Below are 12,273 nucleotides of genomic sequence, written 5' to 3' on the forward strand. Positions count from 1 at the left end.
CCTTAATAAAAAAAAAATAAAAAAAAATTATCTTCATAAAAATTTTTTTAAAAAAAAAAAAAAAAAACCCATTAAAAAACACAAAAAACCCCCCCCCCCCCCACCCCCCCCCCCCCCCCCCCCCGGGCCCCCCCGCCTCTCTATAAGCTCTAACGTCTAAGTCATAACGCCTAAACTCTAGCGCCAACGAGTCATCATCAGCATGCTCACCATCATGGCGCCCACACCAACACTCACATTCCACATACCCAAATCAGGAATCGGGAACAGGCCCTGCGTAATGTAGAAAACAATAATCCACAGAATGCCCACCGCCAACAGCGAGAACATAATCACGCGGTACCACAACGGAGTCTGCTCCTTCAGCTGCGTGCCGCTCTCCATCTCACGAGCAATCTCACGCAGACGCAGCTCGCTCGCATCCTCCACCTCAGACTTAGCAGACTTCTGAGACTTCTTCTTGGACGATACCTTAGCCGAGTTGGTCGACATACTTCCTCCGCTTATTGTTGTATGGGTAACCTAAAAATATATGTTCACACCTATCTTTGCAGACTTACGGGATGATTTCACCTTCTCCGTGCGTTGAAAGATAAGGAACGCCACCCGGCACCCAAGAACATACACAACCCAAAGGACAAAGGAGAACGCATGAGCCAAGGAACGGCACCCACCGCAGAACGCCGCCCCCGCACTGTGTTGCACTGGATCATCCAGATTACAGGCGAACTCCTTATCACCGTCGGCCTCCTTCTACTGCTCTTCGTCGCATGGCAGCTCTGGTGGACCAACATCGACGCCGACCGCACCCAATCCCAAGCCGTCAGTACCCTGGTCCAGGAATTCAACTCCACCCCCGCCGAGCCCCTCCCCAACTGGGATCCCAATACCCCTCCCGCCGGTCTGAGCGAACCCGGCCACGGTGAAGTCTTCGGCATCGTCTACATCCCCAAGTTCGGATCCGACTACCAGCGCCCCGCCACCCAGGGCACCAGCTCCGACGTACTCGACTCCCTCGGACTCGGCCACTACGAAGGAAGTGCCATGCCCGGACAGGTCGGCAACTTCTCCCTCGCAGGCCACCGCCAAACCCGCGGTAAAGTCCTCAACGACATTGACCTGCTCACCGAAGGCGACCACATCTACGTGCGCACCAAAGACGGCTACTACACCTACACCGTCTACAGCCACGAAATCGTGCAGCCCGACCAGGTAGAAGTCATCGAACCCGTCCCCGGACAGCCCGGCGTAGCACCCACCGAGCGCCTCCTAACGCTCACCACCTGCCACCCGCGCTACGGCGACACCGAACGATACATTGTCCACGCCCGCCTCGAATCCTGGCGGCCCGCCGCAGCCGGAGCGCCCGCAGAAATTGCCGCCTCCGTAGCAGGATCCTAAATCAGAGAGGAAAAGCAAGATGTACGCATGGATTTTCCGCCACCTCCCCGGCCCCCTGTGGGTTCGCATCATCATCGCCATCGTGCTGATACTCGCCGTAGTCTACCTGCTTATGGAATTCGTCTTCCCCCACTTCGCAGAGTACGGCCCCTTCAACCTGAACGTCACCATCAACCATTAGCGCTAAGGACGTGCCATGACCCGCATCCTTGTCATTGACAACTACGACAGCTTCGTCTTCACCCTCGTCGGATACATCCAGCAGCTCGGCGCTGAAACCACCGTCATCCGTAACGACGAATACGAACTCGACGCCGTCATCAAGCTCGCCGAAGAACACGACGGCGTGCTCGTCTCCCCGGGCCCCGGCGCCCCCGCAGAAGCAGGCGTCATCATTGACACCATCCGCTGGGCAGCCGAAGCGAAGAAGCCGCTATTGGGCGTATGTCTCGGCCACCAGGCCATCGCAGAAGCATTCGGCGGAACCGTCACCCACGCCCCCGAACTCATGCACGGCAAGACCTCCCGCCTCGTGCATGAGAACGTCTCCGTGTTCAATGACGTGCCCAACCCCTTCACCGCGACCCGTTACCATTCCCTGGCAGTCGTACCCGAAACCATGCCCGAGGTCCTGGAAACCACCTCCACCACCGACAACGGCATCATCATGGGTCTGCGCCACCGCGAAGCCCCCATGCACGGAGTGCAGTTCCACCCCGAATCGGTCTTGACCGAAAGCGGATACCTCATGCTAGGCAACTGGCTCGAAGAAACCGGCCTGCAGGGAGCCGCAGAGTGCGCTAAGAGCCTCTCACCCCTCATGGCTTAGTAATTTTAGCCTTAGACGCCCTCAATGGCTTATATCGCCTTCAGAAGCCCCGTAGCAGACACGCTACAGGGAAACTGGAGGCGATATCTCTACCCCCCCACACTTCCTAACCCAAACCCAGGTACACAAAAAGGGGCGGCACCCCACACCCAACGGTGTGGAGCGCCGCCCCTTTTGATAGCCGCTAGAACCCCTTAGCGGGCATTAGAGTTTGCTTTGTTCGCATTGGTATTCGCGTCAGTACCTTGAATCGTACGGGTACCCGCAGTAGCGGACGCAGCCGGTGCCGGAGTAGCCGTAGCGGTAGAACGCTGCTTGTTAGTGGTCGCACCAGAATTCTGATTGCCAGTCGTTGCCGCAGTAGTCGGAGCGGTCGTCTGAGTCGGAGTAGCAGCCACACGGATCGTCACCGTGCTGTTTTGAGCCACCAGAGTACCCGCCGCAGAGCTCTGCGAAAGCACAGTGCCCGCAGGACGCTCGTTAGTCTGAACAGTCTCAATGTTAGTGTTCAGCAGAACATCCTGAGCGGTCAGAGCAGCAATCGCCTGATCCTTGGTCAGACCCACTAGCGAGGGGACCTTCACCTTACCGGAAGACAGGACAATGTTCACGGTGCTACCAGCCTCAACGGTCTGAACACCCTTATCATCGGTCGAGCCCTTCTCCGGGGAAAGCTCCACAACCATACCCGCAGGAACGGAAGCGCTCTCCACAGTGGAGACACGACCATCCACCAGACCTAAGTCCTTCAGAGTGTTACGGACATACGCCTCACTCTGACCTTGCAGGTTACCGGGCAGCTTGACCTTCTCCGGACCGTTCGAAACAGTCACAATAACGGTCGAGCCCTTATCAACCGTAGAACCGACACTCGGTTCAACGTTGATAACGTCGCCCTTTTTGATGTTGTCTGAGTAGCCCTGACGGTACTCCACCACGAAGCCTCGGTTACGCAGCTGGTTATCGGCATCATCGCGGGAAGTATTCACCACAGCCGGAACTTGAACCTGCGGAACCTCATTGAGCTTGTTTTGATAGTACAGAACCGAGCCGACACTGAAAACCAGCAGAGCAGCAATCAAAGTGCCCACGAGGAAGCGAACCCACGCATGCTTACGCGGTGAAGACTCATCGTACTCCGCGTACTCCTCATCCTCGTACAGTTCCTCATCGTCTTCGTACTCGAAGAAGCCGTTGAGGCCACCGTCCTCCACCGAAGCCTCAGTAATCGAGGTGGTGTACGAAGCGTAATCCCCATCTAAAGAGGCGGTAGCTACCTCAGGTATGAAAGCAGTAGTCATCGCTGCATCCTGCACCACGGTCTCTTCACCCGGGCGAACAACCGACACCATAGCCTGAGCGAACTCAGCAGCACTCTGGTAACGCTCATCCGGGTTCTTCGCCAGGCCCTTCAAAATGACCTCATCTAGACCAGCCGGAGCCTCAAGCGGGGTGAACTTGCTTGGAGGTTCAGGGGTATCCGAAAGATGCTTAGCCGCCAAATCAACATTCGACTCAGCATCGAACGGAGAACGACCAGCAATTATCTCGTAGATAACACAAGCAGCAGAGTACAGATCACTACGGGCGTCAACATCCTTGCCGCTCACCTGCTCCGGGGACATGTAGCGTGCGCTACCCATCACCACATTAGCCTTGGTCAGTGCCTCGCCAGCTTCCTCAATGGCACGGGAAATACCGAAATCCATGACCTTAACCTGGCCGGGCTGACCCTTAGCGATGTCCTCGCTGGTACGCTCCAGCACCATAATATTTGCCGGCTTAATATCGCGGTGAATGATGCCCATGGAGTGGCTGTACTGCAAAGCGCCCAGAAGCTGCTTGGAATAACCCAAAGCATCACGAACCGGCAGGTGGCCGCCACGAGACAGGATAGAACGCAGAGTATGACCCTCCACGTACTCCATCACGATATAAGGAATCGCGGCGCTATCTTCCGAAGAAGACTCTTCACCATCGTTCTGCGAGGGGTTATACGAACCGGTGTCGTATACCGCAACAATCGCAGGATTGTTCAGAGACGCGACAGCCTCCGCCTCACGCTTAAAGCGTGCGCGGAACGTATCGTCCTGGGCCTGCTCCGGGCGCAGAATCTTAAGCGCAACCTTGCGGCCGAGGCGAGTATCCTCAGCAGCATAAACGGTTGCCATTGCACCGGTACCGATTACCTCAAGTACCTTGTAACGGTTATCAACCGTGTCGGGAACCGACAGGTCCATAAGTTCTCCTGGATTACTAAGACTAAAACTAAATCAAAATGTAGGGGCTAACGCGCCGAGACGGAAGCAGAAGCCGACGCAGACCGTGAAGCGGAAGCGCTTGCACTAGATCCCCTACCCGAACTGGAAGAGGCCACATACATGTCTACATTACTACCAACCGTAACCTTGGTGCCAGATGAGGGGGTAGTACGAAGCACCGTACCGGGGGCCGCAGTGTCCGAATCCTCATAATGCAGAGAAACATTCACACCCAAAGCGGCAACAGCCTTCGACGCCTCATCAACGTTCTTACCCTCAAGGTTCGACGGCAAAGTCACCGACTTCGGACCGGTCGAATAGCGAACAGTCACGCTATTACCCTGCTCCAAAATACCCGTCGGAGAAACCGAAATCACCGTGTTCTCCGGCTGAGTAGACTCAACACCCTCAGTCTTGGGGGACAGGCCAAGGTTCTTCAGCTCGTTCACCGCATCCTGCAACTCACGGCCCTCGTAGTTGATTGAATTGACGGTCACCTTCTGCTTCGTAGTACGAGCAGAAGCAGAGTCAGTCGGCTCCACCGTAGAAACAGTACCCGTATTCGTCGGAGCAGCAGAAGCCGAAGTGCTCGGAACCGGATCAGCTGAACCTCTATTATTAGAGGAAAGAACCGCCCAAATACCGCCAGTAATCAGCACAACCGCCAACAGCAGCGCAACCCACATCCACACGTTCGATCCACGCTTAGCCGGAGGGGCAACAGCAGCCTTCACACGGCCCGAAGCCGGACGCATGGTCTGCTCACTCGTACGAGGAATAGGAGCCGTCGTCGGCTCCGGCGAAAAACGACCACCAGAACCAAAACGCGGAGTAGCAGAAGCTCTAATCGGCTCCGCCGCCACATCCATCGCAGTCATAGCGACAGTAGCGTCGTCAGTATTCTCCTCAGCCAAGAACTGCGCCAGCGGAGGAACAGCCTTCACCGCTGCCTTCAGATCGCGGCGACGAATCGCATCCACCGCAGACGCCAGAGCGGTCGCATCCTTAGGACGCTGAGCCGGATCCTTAGCCAACAAACACATAATCAGCGCGCGAGCAACAGCCGGAATGGTCTCCGGAAGCGGCGGCGGCGGATCATTCACCTGAGCCAAAGCAATCGCAATCTGCGACTCACCCGTAAACGGACGACGACCCACCAGACACTCATAACCAATAATGCCCAAAGAGTACATATCCGAAGACGCGGTAGCCGCCTGACCGGTTGCCTGCTCCGGAGCCAAATACTGGGCAGTGCCCATCACCTGGCCGGTAGCCGTCAACGGCACCTGATTAGCCAGACGAGCAATACCGAAATCAGTCACCTTCACGCGATCGTCCGGGGTGATGATAAGGTTACCCGGCTTCACGTCACGATGCACCAGACCCTGCGAATGAGCCGCAGCCAACGCGCGAGCAGTCTGAGCAATGAAGTTCAGAATACGGTCCGGCGGCAAGGTAGTCTCGTGCTCAATGATGCTCGAGAGCGGATTACCTGGCACCAGCTCCATCACCAGGTACGCGGAGTTGTCCTCCTCGCCGTAGTCGAAAACATTCGCCACGCCGGGGTGGTTCAACAGCGCCGTATTGCGGGCCTCAGCCCGGAAACGCTCCAAGAACCCCGGGTCACCGGTGTACTCCTCCTTGAGGATCTTGACCGCAACGATGCGACCAAGCACCTTGTCACGGGCCTTCCACACCTCACCCATACCGCCAATCGCGATACGTTCGGTCAGGGTGTAGCGCCCGCCCAAAGTGATATCAGCCGTAGGCCTCACTTGTTCAACACCGCCTCAAAGAGTTGCTTACTAGTACTGGTTGCCAACTGGGCACCGGTTGCCGCGTCAATATCCTCATAAACCACAGCAATCGCAATCTGAGGATCATCAGCCGGAGCAAAACCGGTAAACCAAGAATTATTCAAACCTGCCGTCGTCTCCGCGGTACCGGTCTTACCCGCCACCTTCACACCGGGGACACCAGCATTGCGTGCAATACCATTATCAACCGAATTGACCATCCACCGCTTGACCTGGTTAGCAATTTCAGGACTAGTGGACGTACGCAGCTTCTCAGGAGAGAACTCCTGCAAAGTGCTCAGGTTGCTGGTCTTCACCGAACGAATCAGATTCGGCTTCATCTGCACACCGCCATTCGCAATCGCCGCAGAAGTCATCGCCACTTGCAGCGGAGTAGTCTTCACGTCATACTGACCAATCGCCGACTGAGCCAACTGGCTCTGCGTCAGATTTGACGGGAAAGAAGACTTAGAAACCGTCAACGGAATCTTCAAATCCTGGCCGTAACCAAAATTCTCTGCAGTTTTCGCGATACGCTCCTGACCCAAATCCATCGCAATCTGCGCAAAAGGCGTATTACAGGACTGAGCCAAAGCCCACTCAATCGTCGCCTGAGTGCGGGTTCCACACTGACCGCCTGTATAGTTCGGCAGGCTAATGTTCGTGCCCGGCAACGGCAACTGTGCGGGGTTCGCAATCACCGAAGATGCGTTGTACTTGCCGGACTCCAGCGCCGCCACCGCATCAATAATCTTGAACGTCGAACCCGGCGAATAAGTATTACCGGCAATCGCACGGTTGAACAGGGGGCTGTCCTCATCAGAAGTCAGTGCCTGATAATTCGCCAAAACCGAAGAGCTCGTATGAGCCGACAGAAGATTCGGATCATACGACGGCGAAGAAGCCATCGCCAGAATCTCACCGGTCTTCGGGTTCATCGCCACCACAGCGCCCTTACGGCCCTGCAGAGCGCTATACGCAATATCCTGAAGCTTCGAATTAATCGTCAGCTCCACGCTAGCGCCCTGAGCGGAAGAACCAGTGAAAAGCTGCGCCACACGATCGTAGAACTGGCTATCACTCGTGCCGGCAAGCTCCTTATCCATAGCAGCTTCCAAACCAGTTGCGCCATAAATCGTGGAGAAGTAACCCGTCAGAGCCGCGTACTTGAGCGGGTGGTTATACACACGCTGGTAGTTGTACTCATCATCAGACTTCACCGACGAAGCGATCTCCGTACCATCAACCACGATTGAGCCACGTGCCGAACCGTAATTATCGTAGAGAGCTCGGGAATTCCACTGATTATTCATCAGAGTCTTCGAATCGAAGAACTGAATATAGCTGAGGGTGCCCATCAGCAGGACAAACACGCACGCGGCAGACATCCACATGCGGCGAATAGCCCTATCCATTCTTCTCACCTCCAGAATCCTTAGCCGTAATACGCGCCAGAACGCTAGTAGCACCCTCCGGCTCGTAGCTAGTGTCCGCATGGTCAATACCCTGCGGAGCATCATAACCAGCCACCAGGTGAGGTGCGCGGGCACTATGAGAAATAGACAACCACAGTGCCACAATAATCCAGTTAGCCACCAAAGAGGAGCCACCGGCAGACATGAAAGGAGTCGTCAGGCCAGTCAGCGGAATCAGACGAGTCACACCGCCAATCACCACGAACAGCTGCAGAACCATGACCGTAGACAGACCGGCAGCCAACAGCTTGCCGAAACCATCACGAGTACCCAACGCCGCACGGTAACCACGCGAAACCAGGAGCATGAAAATCATCAGGATGGCACCCAGACCCACCAGGCCCAGTTCCTCACCCAACGAGGAAATAATCATGTCCGAGTTAGCGTACGGAACAAGGTTTGCGCGGCCCTGGCCCCAACCGCGGCCAAAAAGACCGCCATAAGCCAGACCGAAAACGCCCTGCAGAATCTGACCCGAACCGCCAGGAGACGCCTGGTAAATCTCCGGATCAAAAGCATGCACCCACGCATAAATACGGGCGTGAACATGCGAGACATAGTGGTACGCAAAATAGCCACCCACAGCCATGCCGACACCCGCAACTACCAGCCAAGAAACTCTGCCGGTCGAAAGGTACAGCATCGCCATGAACAGACCAAAGAACATAATTGCCGAACCAAGGTCCTTCTGGAACACCAGAACACCCAAGCTCACAATCCACGCCAAGAACACCGGCGCCAAATCACGCAGACGCGGCAGATTGATAGGACCAATACGGCGGCCAGCCACCAAAATCAGGTCACGGTGCGTCGCCAAATAGCCGGCGAAGAAGATCGCCAAAGTAATCTTCGCGACCTCACCTGGCTGGAACGTACGGTTACCGATATGAATCCAAATACGAGCACCATTGAGCTCCATACCCAGACCCGGCACCAGCGGCATGATGAGCAGAACCATCGACAGCACTAAGGAGGTGTACGTGACCTTACGTAGCACACGGTAATCCCTGAGCACAAACACGATAATCGCGCACAGCACCATAGACATGCCGGTCCACATCAGCTGACCATCACCCACCGGAGCCGCAATCTGCGGATCCAGACGATAAATCATGGTCAAACCAATACCGTTCAGCGCCACCACCAGCGGCAGAATAAACGGATCAGCGTAACGGGCACGGAACTGCATGACCAAGTGAATCAGAAGAGCGCCAGCCCCCAGCACCACCGTGCATGGCAGCCATTGGCTCTTCGACGTATCAAAAGCATGCTCCGGATTAATCAGGTACATGCCGAAGGAGCTGATACACACCGCCAAAACCAGCAGGAAAAGCTCCGTGAAACGGCGTGCACGAGGCGCATCCGGCTCACGGTGGAACAAGAAGAACTTATTAGCCATTAGATGCACCACCCTCGGAGGCCTGCCAAGAAGCCTGCCCAGGCGCTACAGGAGGCACGGAAGCTGAATCGGTGCTCGGAACCGCAGAAGCAGACGGCGACACAGACGCCGAAGCAGAAGCAGCGGCCTGCTCCGCCTTCTCGCGAGACTGATTCGCCTGAGTCTTCAAACGAGATACAATCTGATGCGCATCCTCCAGGTCCTTCGCCGTAATCGCATTACGCAACAAAGAACGAGTATGATCGCTCAGCTCACTCGTCTGAATATCGGTATTCTCCACCACGTGAGAAAGGCGAATCGGACCCAACGCATGTGGAATACCGTTGTACACCGCAACCGTGCCGTCACTCTCACCCACATAGTAGCTACGCTCCACATAGTGCAGACCAGTCCACGCAACCAGCGTCAAAATAGCCGCAACCAGCAGAGTAACGAACAAGCGAATCGACCAAGACCGCGGGCGCGAACGCTCCACAGTATCCTCAGCAATCAGCTCCTCCAGCTCAGCCGGCAGAGCCGCCTCATCAGACTCAACCTTCAAAGGCATGCGCTGAGCCACCGTCGCACGGTGCTCCAGGGTGCGAGAAGTAACTGCCGGAATCATGCCGGTCTCAGTAGCTACCGAAGCGGCACCAACCAGCTGATGCGGGCGGGAACCCAACTCGCTACGTAAAATTGCAGCGTTCGTAAGAGCCGCATCCACGGCGTTATCGTATCTACCAATATGATGATGAACCGCCCCAGAACCGCTATGCAACAGCGTTCCAGAGAAGTCACGAGCACGACGGAAACGGCGCAATGACTGACGACGATGCTCCTCAGAGCCCTCATCATGATGCACACCCAAAATAGCCTCAGCAGCCTCAGTCGTGGTAGCAACCTCGGGAAGTTTCTGAGTATTCGTGCTGACTTCCTGCCCCGCCACAATCGAATCAGGCAGAGCAGACTCAGGCAGGCTCGAAGGACCCACCGGCTCATCCACCGGCAGAACCTCACGGTCAATCACCTGCAAGGACACAACCGTGACGTTATCCGGTGCGCCGCGCTCCAACGTCAGCGCAACCAGAGTGTCAGCAATCTCAGACAGGTCATCGGTAGAACGCATCACCTGCTCAATCTCCGAGAGATATACCACTGCATCCAAGCCATCCGAAGAGAGCACCCAGCGCTCGCCGGGAACAGCGTCCAGAGTCTTCAACTCCAACTCAGGGGACGCATCAACATCACCCAGAACACGCATAATCACGTTCTTATGCGGGTGGTTCTCCGCCTCCTGCGGGGTAATACGACCCTCATTGAGCAGGCGCTGCACAAATGTATGATCAGTAGAAATCTGCTCAAACTCGCCATCAGCACCAGGACGCAGACGATATGCCCGCGAATCACCAATATGGGCGAACTCAATGCAATCACCATCAATCAGCAAGGCAGTACAGGTCGTACCCATACCCGCCAGCTGAGGGTCATTAGCAGCCAGCTCATTAATAATCAGGTTCGCGCTCTGAATCTCATCAGCCAGATAAACGCTACCGGTACCATCCTCAAAGTCAGGATGGTCAAGCGGAGTCAGATTCAGAACCGTCGTAGCAGACGCAACATCGCCACCCACGTGGCCGCCCATGCCATCAGCAACGACAGCAAGGAAACGACCACCGTAGCCGGAGTCATCATTCTTCGAGCGTTTCAGACCCGTATCAGAGCGGGCCTCAAAACGAAAAGCAATCTTCATACACTAGCCCCTCAACTGCATGGTGGTACCGCCAACGCGGAAATCATCACCGGGCTCAATCGGGGTCGCACGAGTCAGACGCTCACCATTGACGAACGTACCATTAGTAGAATTCAAATCCTCAAGGAACCAACGGGAACCCTGAGGGAACAGGCGCGCATGGCGGCCCGAGGCGTAATCATCCTGCAGGGACACCTCAATGTCATTAGCGCGGCCAAGAGTAATCGGGTGATTACCCAACTGCATCATCGCGCCAGCCTGCGCACCGGCAGTAATCACAAGCTGCGAAGGGCGAGTTGGCGGAGGCGCAATATGGGTAGCCTCCGGAACCGCATCAACCGGTGCCGCACGATAGTTCTTACCCAAACCAAGGTCACGGCGAGCTGCCGAAACCACCAGGAAAACAAAGAACCAAATCAGAGCCAGAAAAGCGTAACGAAGGATAGTAACGGTCAATTCAGACGCCATTAACGGACACCTCCGGTCAAACTATGGAAGATGATGCGGGTATTACCCATGCGAAGCAGCGAACCGTTCGCCAGCACCACCGGCGCACGCAGAGGCACACCATTAATCAACGTGCCGTTGGTAGAACCCATATCGGTGGCGACCACCGCACCACCCTGCATCGAAAGCTGCAGGTGACGGCGAGAAACACCCTTATCGTCCAGACGAAAATCGGCATCAGAACCGCGGCCCAACACAAACGGCAGGTGGTTCACCGGGTGCATGCGTCCCTCAATCTCCAAGAAGAAACGGGGAGCACCCGCCGCGGGGGGCGCTATAGGCATATTCAGGCGAGCCGCAGGAGCCTGCTGAGGCGCAGGCTGAGCAGCCGGCTTCGTAATGCGGGTCGGCAAAGAAGACTCACGCGGCGGACGCACCGGCGCGTAGTTAGTGGCACCGCGCAGAGAGGGGGACGCCGGAGCCTCCGGTACAGAGAACGGCTCGAAGGTCACAACAACCTCAAACTCGCCCTCAGAGAGAGAATCAAGAACGTTGAACGTCACGCGAACCGCACCAATGAGGGTGTAACCCTGCGCGCGGGCGTGCGAAATCGCCAAATCGCACAGCTCAACAGCGAACGGGTTGCCCCACTCGCGTACGCGAGGGAAATCAACCGGTGCGAAACGGAGAGTATAGACATTAGGAGCCATAGTGCGGCCACTGCCGTCCACGTAGGACTCGTCATCCATCATAATGCGGACGCGGTTAGCGACATCCGCCTTCGCAAAGGTGCCGAAGCCCTTGGAAAGGCCGACAGTTCGGCCGATGCCTTGCTCCAGCTTGCCCAGCTTGTCGAAAAACTTCATGCCGCCTCCTTCTCAACGACCATTCCGAGCAACAGACCGCGCACACGGTCTTTATCCGAAAGGCTCAGTT

The 12,273-nt window shown here is 56.1% G+C and carries 11 protein-coding genes; 3 read left to right on the top strand and 8 right to left on the bottom strand.

All coding sequences use genetic code 11. The annotated features are described in order from the left end of the window. Positions 1-177: 177 nt before the first annotated feature. Entirely contained in the window at positions 178-492 is a 315-nt protein-coding gene (locus NML54_RS07190; RefSeq protein ID WP_254757033.1) for a cell division protein CrgA, read from the bottom strand. 159 nt (positions 493-651) lie between these two features. Here NML54_RS07190 and NML54_RS07195 point away from each other — a divergent pair, with 159 nt between their 5' ends. Genes NML54_RS07195 through NML54_RS07205 form a run of 3 tightly spaced genes read left to right on the top strand, consistent with a single transcriptional unit; the run spans position 652 to position 2,230 of the window. Further along, positions 652-1,401, top strand: coding sequence for a class E sortase (locus NML54_RS07195; RefSeq protein WP_254757035.1), 750 nt, complete (start codon positions 652-654; stop codon positions 1,399-1,401). A gap of 19 nt (positions 1,402-1,420) precedes the next feature. Then, complete coding sequence (locus NML54_RS07200; RefSeq protein ID WP_005507386.1) at positions 1,421-1,582, top strand: hypothetical protein; 162 nt, start codon at positions 1,421-1,423, stop codon at positions 1,580-1,582. Positions 1,583-1,597: 15 nt separating this feature from the next. Continuing rightward, complete coding sequence (locus NML54_RS07205; RefSeq protein WP_254757037.1) at positions 1,598-2,230, top strand: aminodeoxychorismate/anthranilate synthase component II; 633 nt, start codon at positions 1,598-1,600, stop codon at positions 2,228-2,230. Positions 2,231-2,424: 194 nt separating this feature from the next. Here NML54_RS07205 and pknB read toward each other — a convergent pair whose 3' ends face one another. Genes pknB through NML54_RS07240 form a run of 7 tightly spaced genes read right to left on the bottom strand, consistent with a single transcriptional unit; the run spans position 2,425 to position 12,203 of the window. Further along, a complete protein-coding gene (pknB, locus tag NML54_RS07210; RefSeq protein WP_254757038.1) occupies positions 2,425-4,470 on the bottom strand; it encodes a Stk1 family PASTA domain-containing Ser/Thr kinase in 2,046 nt (681 codons plus the stop codon). Between the two features lie 47 nt (positions 4,471-4,517). After that, positions 4,518-6,266 carry a protein kinase domain-containing protein gene (locus tag NML54_RS07215; RefSeq protein WP_254757040.1) on the bottom strand — a complete coding sequence of 583 codons (1,749 nt, stop codon included), beginning with the start codon at positions 6,264-6,266 and terminating at the stop codon, positions 4,518-4,520. Beyond that, entirely contained in the window at positions 6,263-7,702 is a 1,440-nt protein-coding gene (locus tag NML54_RS07220; protein WP_254757042.1) for a peptidoglycan D,D-transpeptidase FtsI family protein, read from the bottom strand. Before NML54_RS07220 ends, NML54_RS07215 begins: the two co-directional genes overlap by 4 nt. Beyond that, positions 7,695-9,161 (bottom strand): FtsW/RodA/SpoVE family cell cycle protein, encoded by a 1,467-nt coding sequence (locus NML54_RS07225; RefSeq protein ID WP_254757044.1) that lies wholly within the window; start codon positions 9,159-9,161, stop codon positions 7,695-7,697. The genes NML54_RS07220 and NML54_RS07225 overlap by 8 nt, the downstream gene beginning before the upstream one ends. Continuing rightward, positions 9,154-10,890 (bottom strand): PP2C family protein-serine/threonine phosphatase, encoded by a 1,737-nt coding sequence (locus NML54_RS07230; RefSeq protein WP_254757046.1) that lies wholly within the window; start codon positions 10,888-10,890, stop codon positions 9,154-9,156. Before NML54_RS07230 ends, NML54_RS07225 begins: the two co-directional genes overlap by 8 nt. A 3-nt stretch (positions 10,891-10,893) precedes the next feature. Next, the gene (locus tag NML54_RS07235) at positions 10,894-11,358 is read right to left on the bottom strand and encodes an FHA domain-containing protein FhaB/FipA (RefSeq protein ID WP_254757048.1); all 465 of its coding nucleotides are present in this window, start codon (positions 11,356-11,358) and stop codon (positions 10,894-10,896) included. After that, positions 11,358-12,203 (bottom strand): FHA domain-containing protein, encoded by an 846-nt coding sequence (locus NML54_RS07240; protein WP_254757050.1) that lies wholly within the window; start codon positions 12,201-12,203, stop codon positions 11,358-11,360. Before NML54_RS07240 ends, NML54_RS07235 begins: the two co-directional genes overlap by 1 nt. Between the last annotated feature and the right edge of the window lie 70 nt (positions 12,204-12,273).

The organism is Rothia gullae (assembly GCF_024294905.1).
Taxonomy (GTDB): domain Bacteria; phylum Actinomycetota; class Actinomycetes; order Actinomycetales; family Micrococcaceae; genus Rothia.